The following is a 14,785-nucleotide window of genomic DNA, read 5'->3' as shown; positions in this document are numbered from 1 at the left end:
CGCTTGTTGCTCATAAACACCTCCATCAGCCTGAAAGTTTAAGGCTTCAGGGTGTCTAGAAAACCCGGGGCGATTCAGAGCGACCAACGCCACTGGGTCCGAACGATCTTTCTGAGGCCGGAGTTCCAAGGGCTAGGAGTGGGGTCAGCATTGCTTGCTCAAGAAGCTAATCGAGCAAAAATCGTCAACAAGCATTTGGTGCTGAAGGTCATAAAGATCAATCCGGCAAAACGCCTCTATGACCGTTTAGGTTTCAAAGTTGTGAAAGAAGACGATGCTACATACCATATGCAATTGGTCTAACATGGCAGTCGAGAGGGACGGCCACAAGCTGCGCTTGTGGGTACCCTTCGCTTTGCTTCGGCCGCCCCTCACTTTTACGTTAGTCGTCACACATGAACGTCATCCACTTCGGCACCGAATCCGAATACATCAAGATCATGCTTCCTAGCTCGTATTCCACAGATGGGTGGGCACAAGCAAGTGTCGAGATTGCTGTGAATCGATTTCGGGGAGAAATCAATCCTTGGATGGAAGCCGTCGACTTCGAACTCTTCACCAAGCAGCTGCGAAGCCTGTATGAGTCATTGCGCGGCGAAGCCGAGTTCACGGCAACTGAGCAGCAATTCAACATGAAGCTCGCCGCCAGTACCGGCGGCCATATCCAAATTACTGGTGAAGCATGGTCACTTGCGACGTACGAGAACAAGTTGTCCTTTGTTCTAGAGCTTGATCAGTCGTACCTCTTAGCGCCGCTGAGGGTCCTGGAGTCTTTAGTAGTGCAGGATGTCCCCGGTGCCGCCTAACCCTTCAGTCAACCGAACATGCCCCGGCAAGCCAGGTCATGCCGGTTATCTCAAATGTTAGCCATCACAAACACCATGCGCTCAGTTCTCGCACTCCTCGCGCTTATCGTCGTCTCCTCACTCGCTGCCGCTGCGGAACCAAGCGAAGTCCAAGCTGCGTCCTTTGTGCTCCTTACAGAGCCGAAGCTACCCGAAGCCAACGCATTCCGCACGCAACTCGAAGCGAGGCTGAAGGGAAGAGTCCAGATCGACAACATGGAGGCAGACGGCGAGAAGGTCATTCTCCTTCGCATCCGCGGCGGCACGTTGATGATTGGCCTCATCGAAGCGCCTCTTCCAAAGGGGCAAATAGATGACCTGTGCCAAGGCGCTTGGTACTGAAAGAAGGCTTGCGATGAGACGGCCAGACACAAGGCCCATGCCTACGTCAGCACAATAGACACCGACCTCGACCGACTCACTCGACGCACACCTCCTGCAAACCGATGTTGTCGCAGTTCTGATGGAGCAGAACGCTGTTGCAAGCTACTAGGGAGCTAGCCTTCAGTCCCCCGATGCATTCTTGAAGCAGAGTGCGGTTGCCGAGCGTGCCCCCCGTCTGGCTCTGGGTGACTTTCCGCATTTCGAACGATCGAGACAAGGGATTTTCCCTGTCCACGCAGGGAATGGAGGGATTCGGCCTACGCGAGATCGAAGCAAAGGACGTGAATCGAAACAGCCTGAAGGTCCTCTCCCTACTGTTGGGAACGGCTCAATACCTGGTTCAGCAATGGCCCGGTGATCAAAGACGACGAAACTATTGGCGCCTCGCCAGCCCTGAACATTAGGGTACGCCAAGGGCCTTCGTACTGGAGAGAGGGCGCAACAGTCTATAGAATCACCTACTCGAAAGAGTAATCGTCAGTGAGCGTACACGCGACGATGCCTAAGCCCTCGCTCAACCGGACCAGCTACGGCAAGCGGGTTAGCTCGAACATTAGAGGCCAAGCATCGATGCCAAACTCTTCAGATACAAATCTGAGTCACGTGGTGCAACTAGAACGCCTTCGCCGAGTTCGTGCATGGCTGTTCGCACTAGGTATTGCGGTGATCTGCTTCTCACTCACCTTGGTCAATACCAGTAGTGTCAATCCAGAATGGTGGGGCAACACATTTGCTGCACTGAGAGATCAGGGCCTTTTACTGTGGCTTGTCATTCCGAGCTTCGGCATTGGAGCCATGCTACTTGTTGCCGCAGCAGTAGCCACATACTCTCTCCGGAAAAAGGAGAAGGGGTTCTTATGACGGCCTATGGTTGAAGTCCTACTGGTAAATTCGTCCCCACGGACAGCAAGCGCTACACGTCGATTTTTATGCCTGCGCCCCACTCTAACACTACAGTCGAGTGTTACAGCCAACACGCTGTGCTTGTTGCTGCCCTCCGCGCTACGCACGCCGGCTGCCCCTCCCTTCCACGTTAGACCGCTAGCCAAATGGAAACTGTCGTCGATGAAATCCGAAGCGCGGTTGCCATCTTGAGTTTGCCGCAAGATGCTATGCGTTTGCTTCCTGGCAATCAGAGTCTTGAGGTATTCAATGCAGCGTTGAACCGTTTTGTGTCCGGAGGGGATCACGCTTGGTGGTGGGAGTCATTTCGAGAACCGGGAGTTTTCGTTCAGTTCAGAAATGGTGATGGCTGGAAGTACCTTCCGCATATAGCGCCAAACGAAAATGAAAAGATTTGGTTCGTTGCTGAAGAGAGCGCACTTCCGCATTACCCTGTATTCGAAACAACACCGCGTATCGCGTCTGAGGTTATCTCACAGTGCTACGCCTTCGAGTATTATTTGATTGCCAGAGATCTGAGTTGGCTGATATGCGAAACACACCACGATGTCGTGTTTGCCATCGGACCACTCGTGGAACAGAGACTCCGTGAAAATGCGGTCTAACACTCGTCGAGTAGTACAGCCTACACGCTGTGCTTGTTGCTGCCCTCCGCGCTACGCACGCCGGCTGCCCCTCCCTTCCACGTTAGATACTGGAGCTCTGCATAAATGAGTCGTTGGCTAATCTGGATCGGGTGTGGGGTTGTAGTGATTGGCCTGCTCTTGCTGTCGCCAGTTGCTGATCTGCTCCCAATAGATTGGGTACTGTGGCCTTCTGGGTCATCAGCGCATCATGCGTACTTCAGGGTTGTGCCCTCAAGCAATGAAAGCCATCTCCCTCAAATCATTCTTGCGGCGCTCGTATTCATTGGCATAGCGTTGATCTTCGCCGGTCGTTTGCTCGGCTCCCGCAAGCGAAAGTAAGCGGGGCACTTGCGGGTGAAAAGGCTCTGCGCTTATGCTCATGCAATCATCTTTCAGGGGCGGAAGGTCGTGCGGCAAATGTTCAAGGGTGGATTCGCATCTAACACTACAGTCGAGGGAACGGCCAGCGAGCTGGCTTCCCTCTCTACGCTCGGCGCCCCCTCACGTCCACATTAGGCATCAAGATCGTGGCTACGACCGCACCTACTTTGCTGTATTCACAACGGGTAGTAATCGAGCGGGAGTTTGATCGTCAACGCGGCTACTGGGGGCGCGGCGGCCCCAAGAACACATTGCTTGGTGTTGAAGTTGCTGGGGAGCGGCGCATTTCTCTTACGCTAGATGGATGGCCTGAAGAGCAAGCGGGAGCAACCGTCACGGCCTTCTTTCGAGAGCCCAATGATTGGCAGCAACTTGTTGGCTGGGTGAACCACCGGTCGCGCGAGATTATTGCCACATTCCCGCCGATTTCATGGATTGCCATCGCTATAGAGCTTGCACTGTTCGTAGCGTGGCTTGCATTTCTTTTGCACACCTCTTGGTTGTGGGTGGCGCCGAGCGCTATTCGTCTTGGCGTCCTCGCGGGAACTGCAGTCCTTGGTCTTGTAGTTGGTTACGCGGTAAAGCGGCTGGCCCGCACCCAGCGGGAGCGACGAGTTCTTGAGGCTTTTAAGGACTCCTTGATGAGTGCTGCAATGCATAGCCTCAACGCTGAAGTGCAACGCGAGCAATGAAGAATCAACCTAACACTGCCGTCGAGAGGGACAGCCACAAGCTACGCTTGTGGTTCCCTACGCGTCGCTCCGGCGGCCCCTCACTTCCACGTTAGATTTCTCCATGCCAAAGTGCGTTGTGCTCCACTCAACTACCGCATATTCCGAGGCGCACAGGCCGGTGCTGCGTGAAATTATTCGGCTTGATCCAGATCTCTTTGCGGCGGTTGGCGTTGATTGCAGAGAATGGGAAGCAGCAATGGACTGGTTGTGTATCGAGCTAGATACCTCCGGAGAGAAACCAGGGGCCTTCTGCAACACCACATCCCACCCTGATGAAACTCTTTCCGAGGTCATCGCCTTTGCGGAGCAATGGTGTGATCTGAAAGGCTGGAGTCGCGATGTCGAAGTCACTGAAATCTAACTCTGCCGTCGAGAGGGGCCGCTGCATGCAGCGCTTGCCGTTCACTACACTTCGCTCCGGCGGCCCCTCACTTTTACGTTAGACAACACCATTGTCATGCGCATCCAAACCAATCAAAGTGTCTGCGAGCGGAAGGGCGAAAAGCCACAGTCGCCCCGCCCTCTCTCGAAGGTCGGTATTGCGCTGTCGACTCTCGGCAAGCAACCCATCAATGGGCTGCGCCACAAGCCAACAGATACAACCAACGGTTGGTATCTTTGGTGTGGCCACGAGTTTTCGGAAGACCCCGATTTTTTCTCACCGCTGCACGTAGAGCACTTGTCCGATAAATTGCCGGAGGTGCTTGATTATCTTGAATTGCCCCCTGGGTACCGTTTCTTGATTGACCGCAAAAACTACGAAGACGTGTGGTTTGATCCTTCGCTTCTGGAGGCTTAATTGTCGATCTACGTCCCTGCGCCCTTGTATCGGAAAAACCAGTCTAACCCTGCAGTCGAACAGGACAGCCTACCCGCTGTGCTTGTTGCTGCCCTCCGCGCTACGCACGCCGGCAGCCCCTTACCTCTACCTTAGCCATCATGTCCCGCGCCTTTTTCGTACTTCTGCTGACCCTCATGACAAATATTGCAAGTGCCCAAGTCTGGGCAACGGCCGTCTCAAAAAACGAACGTGAGGGAACTGCAATTGTTTACCGCTACGTTCAAGAATTTGCTGAGGACTTTGACCGCTCGACGCAGCCAAATCGTGTGATTTTGGTGTGGCGCTACAACGGTGAAAAAGGTATGCCGTCAATAGAAGAGCGGGAGCGCATGGAGGAGTTGGAGAGCTCTCTTGAGGCTGCCGTGGAAAAGGACGGGTTCTCCACTTTGGCTCTGGTATCCACCGGAGACAACTTGAAAGAATGGATGTACTACGCAAATTCAGAGAATGAATTTTTACTGCGTCTCAACGCGGCGCTTGGCCATAAAAAGCCGTTCCCTATCGAAGTGCATGCTAGCCCAGACCCTCAGTGGAACACATACACAAGGTTCATTTCCGGTGTAAAGCAATGATCTGCGTGACTAACAATTCCGTCGAGAGGAGCCGCCTGCAATCTGGGCTTGCAGACCCCTCCGCGCCTCCAGGTTAGAACTTGTCGATGAAAAAAATCACCGTAATCTCATTACTGCTGGTTAGTGCTTTAATTGGGTGCGCTACCTCAAATGAGGTCTCAACCCCAGAAAAATCTGCATACAACCGAGCCGTCGAAGCTTGGCGCAGTAAAAACTATGTGCTTGCCCGCCAGCTTTGGAGCGCCGCTATTGTCGAAGGCGCTAACGATGAGGCGTACAACAACCTTGGGCATCTTCTTTATTACGGCCTCGGCGGCGCAGAAGACGCCAAGCAAGCCGTTAATCTCTTTCGAAAAGGCGCCGCTCTTGGCGTCTCGGAAGCGCAAAGGCATCTTGGTGTGGCTTTTGAAGAAGGTCGGGGCGTAAAAATCAACTACGCCCAAGCTTATGCTTGGTATAAATGTGCCGTAGCCACCGCCGGGGCAAACAAGGCAAATGAACCAATAGAAGAGACCATCGAAAAAGACTCAAAAGCCGCTATGGAGGCGATTTCTTTGAAAATGACTATTACAGACCGAGTCGAAGGTGATCGATTGGCAAATATCTACATTTCCAAGTATGCAAGCCGTCTTGCTTTACTCACGCTCTGACAATTCCGACGAGAGAGATCTCCAACAAGCTGAGCTTGTGGGCTCCCCCGCGCTTCGCGCTCCGGCCCCTCACCTCCAAGTTAGAACTATGTACCCAGAAGATGCTGAAGACGCCCTTGGCCGTGCAATTGCTAAACATGGGGGGATCCTCCGTCCTCCAGCGGGCGCAGACGCTCCATTCCTGGCCACTCAACGCCTTCAAGCCACTTTTAGTGAAGGCTATCTTCGCTTCCTCTCACGTGTCGCAAACGGAACAGCTCAACGAGATCGAAATGGTTGGTGCTTTTGGTCCGCAGAGACGCTTCGGTTTCTGCCTTCGGCACGAAAGATGTTCGGACAGTCCGTCCTGCCCGAGGCGGCCAATCCAGAAATTTACGTGGTGCTCGCCGACAAATCGGAAGGGGAAAAATTGCTGGTCTTTCGCCGATTAAGACCCAGCAACGTGACGCCTCATTACTATCTAGTGTCTGGAAACAAAATATTTGAGTATGCGAAATATTTTGAGGAGTTGGTCCGAAACTATGAGAGCGGAAAGGGCTATGAGTCAGCGACGGTATGACATTACAGTCGAGCGGACCGCCACAAGCTGCGCTTGTGGCGCCCTTCGCAGCTTCACCGCAGTGCTAGCCCCTCACGTCAAAGCTTAGACGACACCTTTCAAAACCCTCATCACGCATTCACGTAACGATGGACGAACAGAAACTACATCCCATTCTGGATAGGCCACACGAATACGATGTTGGCGACTTTCGGTATCACGTCGATAGATACGAGCCGAGCGAATCCTTCATTGAAATGACGCTGTGGAAAAACGCTGATTCAGTTACGTTGCGTTTCTGGCAGCCCATCAATCTGAAGATCGAAGAAGGATTCCCACAACCAACAAGAGGCATGGTGTTCTACGACCGTGCCGCTGACGGATTGGAAGACATCAGAGTTGAAGTGGCTGACTTTGAGAGTTCGGGGGGCGCTCTTACGTTCTGCGCTCGCAGCGTCGAGAAAGTCGTCACGCCATCATGAGCCACCCATCTAAGCCTACAGTCGAGCGGACCGCCACAAGCTGCACTTGTGGTTCCCTCCGCGCTTCGCGCACCGGCGTCCGCTTACTTCCACGTTAGAGGCTTTTCTTGTCTATCGCATCGCCATTTTTTGAAGCTCTGATTGGCAAGGCTGTTTCTCATGTCTGGCGCGGGCATGGCTCAGCTATTTTCGTCGAGTTTGGAACACTCACGGCGCATACAAGAAAAGACAAAACACAGGGCCAAGCATTCGGCGAGCTAAGCCTGATGATTCAGTGGAGTTGGCGCATAGAGCGCCCCAAGTCAATCTTGGGCGGTAGCTGGAGTCCGGAAGCTCGGTGGCCCGGAATGTTTGAAAAGTTAAAAGGCGCCACAGTTTCGGAAGTTCAGCTCTATGGCCAACTACCTGAAATATGCGTCTCGCTTTCCAACGGCCTTCGATTAACATCTTTCATGACTGCCGAAGGGCAACCCGAATGGGCGCTCATTGCTCTTCAACCGAAGATCGGTAGTCTTTGTGTCAAAAGAGGTTCTTTGTGTGTTGAGCCACCAAACCTCTAACCCTGCCGTCGAGCGAGCCCGCCGACAAGCAGTGCTTGTGGTTTTCCTCCGTGCCTAGCACTCCGGCAGCCCCTCACTTCCACGTTAGACATTACCGATATGAGTTACGACCTGTACTTCAAGCCGCGCAACGGTTTCTTCAGCGAGGAGCACTTTCACGCCTACTTCGGCAATAGGCCAAACTACAAATATGAGGGAGCTCAGGCGTGGTACGGCAATGAAGATACCGGGGTTTACTTCGTATTTGAACTTCAGACGGAGCAAGCACCTGAAGAGAATGACGATGAGCCCATCGAGCCTTTTCCTGTTGCGCTAAATATCAATTACTTGCGGCCAAGTTACTTCATTTTTGAAGTAGAGCCCGAGGTGACTGCGTTCGTCAAAAATTTCGATCTTCTAGTTTCTGACCCGCAAGTGGAAGGCATGGGAGACGGTGAGTACAACGCGGAAAAGCTCTTGTCCGGATGGAATTACGGAAACGAATTCGGATACACCTCCATCCTGAAAGATGAAAACAACCGAAGTGGTGTTTCTCACCTTCCCGCTGCACAGCTTCAGAGCGCATGGAAGTGGAACTGGTCGCGCTCGGAAGTGCAGACACGTGCTGGGGAATCAAAATTCGTTCCGCGCATCATGTTTATGAACCTGGGCGGATCAACTGTAACAGCAGCTGTATGGCCCGATGGCATTCCCGTGGTCGTCACGCGCGTTGATTATCTTTGCATCCCCCGGAAAGAGCTCGCACCGACCCGGTTCTTCCGCAAGAAAGAAGATACAACATTCGTCGAATGGGATAAGGCACTTCCAATTCTGCTTAAGCACGGAACGCAGAACGAAGATGGTTCAATCAGTTTGAATTACATGACACCACCCTCAGACGTGGTGAAGTTTGTTCAGTCACTGCCGGCCGAGAACAGAGCCGTCGCCGGCTTATCTGCAGACAAAGTACTGGATCGTGAGATCTATGAGCGGAGCATTGCCTGACAATTCCGTCGAGAGGCACCGCCCACAAGCTGCGCTTGCAGGTGCCCTCTGCGCTCCGCGCTGCGGCGTCCACTTACTTCCGAGTTAGCTCTTTATGTCTTTGCTCACACTTCGCAGCGGCGATGACTTCTTCGAGATGGGGATTGCTATCGAGGAAGATCAAATACTCTCCCGTCACGGGGATGCCTATGTCAACGTCAAAGTTCAATCCAAGGGGTTTTCTGGGCACAACGATCTTTGGGTTCAGGCGGAAGCAATGCAGTCGTTTTGTTCAGCGCTAATAAAGCTGGAGAAATATCTCCAGGGGGAGGCTCCTCTCGAAGCCATATCTCCCGGAGAGTTGGAGCTCAAGGTGCGCTCCGTCAATTCTCGCGGCGACCTAGGTGTCGTCGGCACTACTGGATATCGAGTGCAAGATGATGGCCGCGAGTACTGGCACGCAGTGTCGTTTGGGTTCGAGTTCGAGCCTGCTCAACTCTCGGTTGCAGTTCAACTGCCTTGGGTCAAGCGATATGCGGGCTAACAATTCCGTCGAATTGGACTGCCCACGTGCTGCGCTTGCAGGAGCCCTCCGACGGCCCCTTATTTGGAGTTAGATATCTCAATGTCCGAGCCGAACGAAAGCTACGCGTACTTCACAGTCACAGGTGACGACCTGGATCCTGCGCACATCACCGAGATTGTGGGCGTCACGCCCACCGACTCGTGGAAGAAAGGCGAGTTGAATCCACGCAACAGCCAAGAAAGAAAATTCGGGCGTTGGTCACTCTACTCGCGCCTAGCGCGCTCGGAAGAGCTCGAAGCACATATCGCGGATGTTCTGGCCCAGCTTGATCAAAACCCTCAAGCTTTCAAGCAGGTATCCGAAGCCTACAATGCTTGCATGCAGCTGGTCGGTTATTTTCACTCTTACTATCCCGGCCTCTACTTCACATCCGAAACAGTTCAAGGGTTGGCAAAGTACAAGCTGGGTGTCGATCATGATTTCTATTACCTGCACTCTGTTGCCCGCGAGGATGCAGATGCCTAACCCTTCAGTCGAGAGTAATCTCCTACAAGCTGCGCTTGCAGGAGCCCTCCGCGCTACGCGCTCCAGCGGCCCCTCACTTCTATGTTAGACGGATCAAATGATTAACACATCATCCGCGATTGTTGCCGTCGTTGGCCTTCTTTGTGCGGCCAATCTCTGGGTGTCGATTTCGGTAGGCAAGTGCCAGTTCTACTCTCCGTTGCAGAAGTCAGTTCAAATTGCAATTATTTGGCTTTTCCCGATCCTCGGGTGTGTATGCGTATGGTCTTTTCTCCGCGCACAGTACAACTGGCAGATGTATGACACTCGTGCCTTCCCTGAGCCTGCTGAGAAAATGAGACCAATTGAAATTGAAGATGCTCTTCAGGTGGGGTCAAATGCGCATCATCAGTCATGATTAGCATCAGGCATTTCGTGAGCAACAAAGGCGTAAAAGCCTTCAGGCCCCACCAGCCGTCTAACCCTGCTGCCGAAAGGGACAGCCCCTCGCTTCCACGTTAGGGATCACAAGGCCCACATGCAATCCGTCGATGCGATTGAATACGAAGTGCCGTTTCAGCGCACCGTGCTTTTCGGCAGCCGACTAACCCCGCGCCATGCAACGCGTTGCGCCCTCCTTCTTCACGGCGGAGGAAACTCGGCCGCCGACGGATTCCGCGAACTTCGCGCGTTCCTCTGTGTGCAAGGGATAGAAACTCTCGCATTCGATTTCGTTGGTCACGGTCGCACGGGCGGCTCACAGCACGGCACCACGCTGCTGGAGCGGGTCCAGCAGGTGCACGAAGTAGTCAAATCGCAGCGCCTTGAGCGATCGACACTCACTCTTGTCGGCTTCAGCATGGGTGCCTATGTGGCCATGAAGGTCGCAGTTGAAGCCGAGATTCCCCGTCTTTGCCTCGCCATTCCCGCAGCCTACGCCGCAGGAGCATACGCAGCGCCGTTCGGGCCGGACTTCAGCCAAGTACTACGAACTCCGCGAAGCTGGGAGAGCTCCGACGCATTTGGCCTCGCACGCGACTACGCAGGGCATTTGCTTGTTATCTCCGCCGAAGAGGACACCGTGATTCCTGCAGAAATTGCGCACCGCTATGCATCGGGCCGAGAGCACCGAGCATCAACCGTTCACCATGTCATCAGAGGTGCCGGGCACAAACTGAACGAGCACTACGAGCGCGAGCCACAGGCAAGACATGCGGTTTACAGCGCAATCGCCTCACTATGCCAGCGCGCGAATGCCTAACACCACGCTCAAACTGGGGTCCGAAGGCCACCGCTGGGCCTGCGAGGCGGTATCAAAGTTTCTTTGGCGTGGTGGTGTGTTCTATTTTCTTCGTCTGCTCACTTTTCATGGGCGGCCACTTCGACGCCACACGGGGCCACTCGAGACCTTGCTTGAAGCCATCGCTTGGTCTGTGTCGACCGCTGCTTTCATGTCTGGTCATTTTCATAGGCTGAGACACTTCAAAAATGCGGCAGCCAATCGCTAACGCTTCCGTAGCGCAGTGCGGCCACAAAGCTGCGCTGGTTGGTGCCCTCCACACTGCCCGCTCCAGCCTCCGCTTGCTTTCAGCTTAGACGTTTTATTCTTCCTTCTTTTCGGCTCACGCCCGCTTTTACGGTACCAGTATTTGGCCCGGGGTTTTCGTGGACCAGTTCAGCCTTGCCCGACGCACCCACGCCATGCACGGCAAAAATATCTTTGGCCAGATCGATACCTACGGTAATAATGCTCATGGACTTCCCCTTTCTCTGTGCGTTGATGAGATCTGGAAACTCCATTATGGCACTTCAAACTGCCAGCGGCTTCCGCCGCAGCCTCGGGACGGGGAAGTCCCTTTCATTCGTTAGGCAGCCATGGCGCTCTTGGATCGGTTCCCTATTGCTCGCGAAGGTGTTTGGCTTTATGACCAAAGTGTTCCTGTGTGCATTCGTGTTGTCGCAAGCCCAGAAACATGGGGTACGGGTGACTTTGAGGACGAAGAATCCGTGGCAGAAAATCAGGCAATACCTTGCTTCTTCATTGTTTACGAGTCCGCAGGCTCGCCTGGAAATTTCAACAATGTCATCCCGAATATCGAAACGCTGGAGTCTGCGTATCAAATGGCAGAATCTAAATTTCCAGGAATTGAATGGCGTACAAAACCATGAGCACATTGCGTAGTCGCAAGGTTGAAGTGCAATGAAGATGATGAAAAATCCGCCTAACCCTGCAGTCGAACAGGACAGCCTACACGCTGTGCTTGTTGCTGCCCTCCGCGGCTTCGCCGCTGCGGCGGCCCCTCACGTCATTCGCTAGATTTATTATTTATTAGCCATGAAATTAGTCGCCATCGCAATGATTCTGTTTTTTGTTTCCGCCTGCGCTCACATAGGAAACCAAAAAGAAAGGCGGATTTCCTATGGAGACGACCTTGTGGTTTTTCAGCTCCCAGACAGCTGGGAAGCACACATTGAAGAAGAGGGAAATGGAATTTACTTTAACCAGGCCATTGATTCCAACGCACTTAGACTGAGCGTCATATCAATTACTTCGAAACCTGACAACACACTTCAAGTTAAAGACCTTCTAACCAAGAATCACAATAATGAAAAAATTTCGCATCTAACGAACGGAAATCTAGTTAAGGTTTACGACGAACAATCAGTCGAGAATGGAGTTCCTATAAGCACCCGTTTTTGGGAAGTTTCTCACCTTGTGAATAGCCACTGTGGGCGAATCGCCATTTTTTCTTACACCACGCCCATTGCATATAAAGACAAGGCAGCCACTGAGGCAGCCTTGTCGTATCTCGACAAATCAATAAAAAGTTCAAATATATCGTCAAGCAGCTGTCGCCACTGAAATGCAGAGCTTTTATAACCCTGTTGCACTTGATTCTTGAGACCAAGCAGTCGAGCGGGACAGCCAACAAGCTGCGCGTGTTGGTTCCCTCTGCGCTTCGCGCTTCGGCGTCCGCTTACTTCCACGTTGAGCGTCCTAAACACATGAGCGAGTTAGCCACAATCATCTGGGTCAGCCTGACGTTCCTCGCCGCGGGTTGGATCAAAGGCGTTGTTGGTATGGGCCTCCCCACGGTCGCGATGGGTGTGCTCAGTCTCTTCTTGGCACCATCTGCTGCCGCCGCGATGTTGGTTGTTCCATCTCTCGTGACGAATATCTGGCAGTTGCTGGCCGGGCCAGCGTTTGGCGCCCTGCTTCGGCGTCTGGCAACCATGATGGTCGCGGTCTTCGCAGGGACTATCCTGGGTATCGGTGTGCTCACGGGGCATTCAGCATCATTGGCGAGCGCAGCGCTCGGAGCGGCTTTGGCACTCTATGGGGTAGTTGGTCTCGCCGCACCACGTTTCACGGTACCTGCCAAAGTCGAGCCTTGGCTCTCACCCCTGATCGGCCTCATCACAGGCCTTGTCACCGGCGCAACCGGGGTCTTCGTGATACCGGCGGTTCCCTACCTGAGTGCTCTCGGGCTAGCGAAGGAAGATCTCATTCAAGCACTGGGCCTCTCATTTACCGTCTCCACGGTTGCACTTGCGTGCGCCCTGGGTTTGAGCGGCCAATTTCAGCTCTCAGCAGCCTCGAATTCACTGCTGGCGGTTGTTCCCGCCTTGGCTGGCATGTTCATCGGGCAGCGCATACGCAGCAAGCTCCATCCGGAGGCGTTTCGCAGGTGGTTCTTTATCGGACTTGTCGTGTTGGGTGCTTACATGCTCGCCCGCGTGCTGGGTACGAGCTGAAGCCCAACGCTGCGCCCCCAGGGGCGCGGCGGCAGTGTGGCGATGCGTTTCAGAAGCGGATCACGCGCGCCCCGCGGTTTGCGCAGCTCCGCCCTGCCCGACTCATGGACGCCATGCATTGCAAAGACGTTCTTGGTGAGATCGATGCCAACGGTAATAATGCTCATGGATGTCCCCGTTCGGCACGGTGTTGATGAGGTATGGCAACGCCATCATGGGCAGCCAAAACTGCCCGCGGCTTTCGCCGCAGCCTCGGGACGGGGAATCTCTTTCATTCGTCAGGCCTTGCAACCACGCTATCTATGTCCGCTACTATCGAAGAAGGCTATCGCCCGGGTTGCATCGGAAGAATTGCGCAACTACATGCCCGTTACTACGCCGCCGCCAGCGGGTTTGGCGTTGAGTTTGAAGCGAAAGTAGCGAGAGAGCTCGGCGACTTCTGCGGCTCGTACAAGGCTGGACGCGATGGCCTTTGGCTCGCCGCCGACGCCGAGATCCAGGGTTCGATCGCCATTGACGGATCGAACGCGCAGGATGAAGGTGCCCACCTCAGGTGGTTCATCACCTCAGATTCACTTCGCGGCCAGGGCATCGGTCGCCAGCTGCTGGAAACGGCTCTGCGGTTCGCGGACGCCTGCCAGTATCAACGAACCTATCTGTGGACATTCAACGGTCTTCTGGCTGCGCGCCACCTATACGAATCTCACGGATTCCGTCTGGTCCATGAAAGCCTTGGCTCTCAGTGGGGCACCGTCGTCCAAGAGCAAAAATTCCTCCGCGTGGCCTATTAACCCACACAACTCACGAACATGCCCTCCATCACAAGCTTCCTCCTCTTCGCAGGCGCGGCCCTGCTCATGGCCCTCACGCCGGGACCGAACATGGTCTATCTGATTTCACGCTCCTTGTGTCAGGGGCGCGCGGCAGGGGTGATGTCTTGGTTGGGTGTGGTGCTTGGCTTCACGGTTCACATGGTGTGTGCGGCGGTCGGTCTCACCGCACTGTTCATGGCGGTTCCGCTCGGTTATGAACTGCTCAAGTTTGCCGGCGCCCTCTACCTCCTGTGGCTGGCTTGGCAGGCCGTCCGCCCTGGCTCGCGCTCGCCATTCGAGGCGCGCGACCTCCCCGCTGAATCGCCACGCAAGTTGTTCACCATGGGCCTGCTGACCAGCGTCCTCAACCCGAAGGTGGCGATCTTTTACCTGTCGGTCCTCCCGCAATTCATTTCGCCGGAGGCCGGCTCGGTCCTCGCTCAGAGCCTGCTGCTCGGCACGACTCAGGTGTGCATTGGTGCCACAGTCAACTTGCTGGTCACGCTCTCTGCCGCAAGCATTGCAGCCTGGTTCGCCAGGAATCGCCTCTGGTTGATTGTGCAGCGCTATCTCATGGGCGTCGTGCTCGGTGCCTTGGCCATCAAACTCATGGGGCAGCACCGAAATGCCGTCTAAAACGGCGCTTGAGCGAGGGCGCCCGCAAGCTGCGCGTGCCGCACGCCACACTCCACATTCCGGCAGCCACTC

Annotated in this window: 24 protein-coding genes and 1 pseudogene; 22 read left to right on the top strand and 3 right to left on the bottom strand. The window is 54.3% G+C overall.

Features of this window, described 5'->3' with window-relative positions; translation table 11 throughout:
• Nucleotides 1-51: 51 nt before the first annotated feature.
• The 4 genes from ABDB84_RS20075 (at nucleotide 52) to ABDB84_RS08900 (ending at nucleotide 2,737) form a co-directional block, all read left to right on the top strand.
• The gene (locus ABDB84_RS20075) at nucleotides 52-303 is read left to right on the top strand and encodes a GNAT family N-acetyltransferase (RefSeq protein ID WP_428715081.1); all 252 of its coding nucleotides are present in this window, start codon (nucleotides 52-54) and stop codon (nucleotides 301-303) included.
• A 92-nt stretch (nucleotides 304-395) separates the two neighbouring features.
• Nucleotides 396-806 carry a WapI family immunity protein gene (locus ABDB84_RS08910; RefSeq protein WP_345919358.1) on the top strand — a complete coding sequence of 137 codons (411 nt, stop codon included), beginning with the start codon at nucleotides 396-398 and terminating at the stop codon, nucleotides 804-806.
• 54 nt (nucleotides 807-860) lie between these two features.
• Nucleotides 861-1,187, top strand: a complete 327-nt coding sequence (locus ABDB84_RS08905; RefSeq protein ID WP_345919357.1) for a hypothetical protein — start codon at nucleotides 861-863, stop codon at nucleotides 1,185-1,187.
• 1,091 nt (nucleotides 1,188-2,278) lie between these two features.
• Nucleotides 2,279-2,737 (top strand): DUF6756 family protein, encoded by a 459-nt coding sequence (locus tag ABDB84_RS08900; protein ID WP_345919356.1) that lies wholly within the window; start codon nucleotides 2,279-2,281, stop codon nucleotides 2,735-2,737.
• 252 nt (nucleotides 2,738-2,989) lie between these two features.
• Here the strand turns inward: ABDB84_RS08900 and ABDB84_RS08895 are convergent, their stop codons facing one another.
• Nucleotides 2,990-3,139: a hypothetical protein gene (locus ABDB84_RS08895; protein ID WP_345919355.1), complete on the bottom strand. Its 150-nt coding sequence runs from the start codon at nucleotides 3,137-3,139 to the stop codon at nucleotides 2,990-2,992.
• Nucleotides 3,140-3,285: 146 nt separating this feature from the next.
• Here ABDB84_RS08895 and ABDB84_RS08890 point away from each other — a divergent pair, with 146 nt between their 5' ends.
• The 13 genes from ABDB84_RS08890 (at nucleotide 3,286) to ABDB84_RS08830 (ending at nucleotide 10,770) form a co-directional block, all read left to right on the top strand.
• A complete protein-coding gene (locus ABDB84_RS08890; RefSeq protein WP_345919354.1) occupies nucleotides 3,286-3,831 on the top strand; it encodes a hypothetical protein in 546 nt (181 codons plus the stop codon).
• 49 nt (nucleotides 3,832-3,880) lie between these two features.
• Entirely contained in the window at nucleotides 3,881-4,234 is a 354-nt protein-coding gene (locus ABDB84_RS08885) for a DUF7684 family protein (protein ID WP_486985101.1), read from the top strand.
• A 96-nt stretch (nucleotides 4,235-4,330) separates the two neighbouring features.
• Nucleotides 4,331-4,672 (top strand): immunity protein Imm33 domain-containing protein, encoded by a 342-nt coding sequence (locus tag ABDB84_RS08880; protein WP_345919352.1) that lies wholly within the window; start codon nucleotides 4,331-4,333, stop codon nucleotides 4,670-4,672.
• A 176-nt stretch (nucleotides 4,673-4,848) separates the two neighbouring features.
• Nucleotides 4,849-5,286 carry a DUF695 domain-containing protein gene (locus tag ABDB84_RS08875; protein ID WP_345919351.1) on the top strand — a complete coding sequence of 146 codons (438 nt, stop codon included), beginning with the start codon at nucleotides 4,849-4,851 and terminating at the stop codon, nucleotides 5,284-5,286.
• 86 nt (nucleotides 5,287-5,372) lie between these two features.
• A complete protein-coding gene (locus ABDB84_RS08870; protein ID WP_345919350.1) occupies nucleotides 5,373-5,936 on the top strand; it encodes a tetratricopeptide repeat protein in 564 nt (187 codons plus the stop codon).
• 88 nt (nucleotides 5,937-6,024) lie between these two features.
• Complete coding sequence (locus ABDB84_RS08865; RefSeq protein ID WP_345919349.1) at nucleotides 6,025-6,495, top strand: hypothetical protein; 471 nt, start codon at nucleotides 6,025-6,027, stop codon at nucleotides 6,493-6,495.
• A 128-nt stretch (nucleotides 6,496-6,623) separates the two neighbouring features.
• The gene (locus tag ABDB84_RS08860; RefSeq protein WP_345919348.1) at nucleotides 6,624-6,956 is read left to right on the top strand and encodes a hypothetical protein; all 333 of its coding nucleotides are present in this window, start codon (nucleotides 6,624-6,626) and stop codon (nucleotides 6,954-6,956) included.
• A 107-nt stretch (nucleotides 6,957-7,063) separates the two neighbouring features.
• Entirely contained in the window at nucleotides 7,064-7,516 is a 453-nt protein-coding gene (locus tag ABDB84_RS08855; protein WP_345919347.1) for a hypothetical protein, read from the top strand.
• Between the two features lie 99 nt (nucleotides 7,517-7,615).
• Complete coding sequence (locus tag ABDB84_RS08850) at nucleotides 7,616-8,500, top strand: hypothetical protein (protein WP_345919346.1); 885 nt, start codon at nucleotides 7,616-7,618, stop codon at nucleotides 8,498-8,500.
• A 94-nt stretch (nucleotides 8,501-8,594) separates the two neighbouring features.
• Complete coding sequence (locus ABDB84_RS08845) at nucleotides 8,595-9,023, top strand: hypothetical protein (protein ID WP_345919345.1); 429 nt, start codon at nucleotides 8,595-8,597, stop codon at nucleotides 9,021-9,023.
• Between the two features lie 81 nt (nucleotides 9,024-9,104).
• Nucleotides 9,105-9,530 carry a DUF4279 domain-containing protein gene (locus tag ABDB84_RS08840; protein WP_345919344.1) on the top strand — a complete coding sequence of 142 codons (426 nt, stop codon included), beginning with the start codon at nucleotides 9,105-9,107 and terminating at the stop codon, nucleotides 9,528-9,530.
• 97 nt (nucleotides 9,531-9,627) lie between these two features.
• Nucleotides 9,628-9,927, top strand: coding sequence for a hypothetical protein (locus ABDB84_RS08835; RefSeq protein WP_345919343.1), 300 nt, complete (start codon nucleotides 9,628-9,630; stop codon nucleotides 9,925-9,927).
• A 120-nt stretch (nucleotides 9,928-10,047) separates the two neighbouring features.
• Entirely contained in the window at nucleotides 10,048-10,770 is a 723-nt protein-coding gene (locus tag ABDB84_RS08830) for an alpha/beta fold hydrolase (protein ID WP_345919342.1), read from the top strand.
• A gap of 326 nt (nucleotides 10,771-11,096) precedes the next feature.
• On the opposite strand, the gene ABDB84_RS08825 is transcribed toward ABDB84_RS08830, so the two are convergent.
• Nucleotides 11,097-11,264 (bottom strand): hypothetical protein, encoded by a 168-nt coding sequence (locus tag ABDB84_RS08825; protein WP_345919365.1) that lies wholly within the window; start codon nucleotides 11,262-11,264, stop codon nucleotides 11,097-11,099.
• Between the two features lie 120 nt (nucleotides 11,265-11,384).
• On the opposite strand from ABDB84_RS08825, the gene ABDB84_RS08820 reads away from it, so the two are divergent.
• From ABDB84_RS08820 to ABDB84_RS08810, 3 genes are all read left to right on the top strand, one after another.
• Nucleotides 11,385-11,678: a hypothetical protein gene (locus tag ABDB84_RS08820; RefSeq protein ID WP_345919341.1), complete on the top strand. Its 294-nt coding sequence runs from the start codon at nucleotides 11,385-11,387 to the stop codon at nucleotides 11,676-11,678.
• Between the two features lie 166 nt (nucleotides 11,679-11,844).
• A complete protein-coding gene (locus ABDB84_RS08815; protein ID WP_345919340.1) occupies nucleotides 11,845-12,372 on the top strand; it encodes a hypothetical protein in 528 nt (175 codons plus the stop codon).
• Nucleotides 12,373-12,515: 143 nt separating this feature from the next.
• Nucleotides 12,516-13,265 (top strand): sulfite exporter TauE/SafE family protein, encoded by a 750-nt coding sequence (locus ABDB84_RS08810; RefSeq protein WP_345919364.1) that lies wholly within the window; start codon nucleotides 12,516-12,518, stop codon nucleotides 13,263-13,265.
• Nucleotides 13,266-13,294: 29 nt separating this feature from the next.
• Here the strand turns inward: ABDB84_RS08810 and ABDB84_RS08805 are convergent.
• A pseudogene (locus tag ABDB84_RS08805) lies at nucleotides 13,295-13,432 on the bottom strand (IS110 family transposase); the annotation flags it as partial.
• A gap of 135 nt (nucleotides 13,433-13,567) precedes the next feature.
• On the opposite strand from ABDB84_RS08805, the gene ABDB84_RS08800 reads away from it, so the two are divergent.
• Both ABDB84_RS08800 and ABDB84_RS08795 read left to right on the top strand, forming a co-directional pair.
• On the top strand, nucleotides 13,568-14,056 hold the full coding sequence (locus tag ABDB84_RS08800) for a GNAT family N-acetyltransferase (RefSeq protein ID WP_345919339.1): 489 nt from the start codon (nucleotides 13,568-13,570) through the stop codon (nucleotides 14,054-14,056).
• A gap of 18 nt (nucleotides 14,057-14,074) precedes the next feature.
• Nucleotides 14,075-14,713, top strand: a complete 639-nt coding sequence (locus ABDB84_RS08795) for a LysE family translocator (protein ID WP_345919338.1) — start codon at nucleotides 14,075-14,077, stop codon at nucleotides 14,711-14,713.
• Nucleotides 14,714-14,785: the final 72 nt, after the last annotated feature.

Source organism: Uliginosibacterium sediminicola, from assembly GCF_039631295.1.
Lineage (GTDB): Bacteria > Pseudomonadota > Gammaproteobacteria > Burkholderiales > Rhodocyclaceae > Viridibacterium > Viridibacterium sediminicola.
The sequence above is the reverse complement of the archived record's forward strand: the minus strand, read 5'-3'. Positions and strand labels throughout refer to the sequence as shown.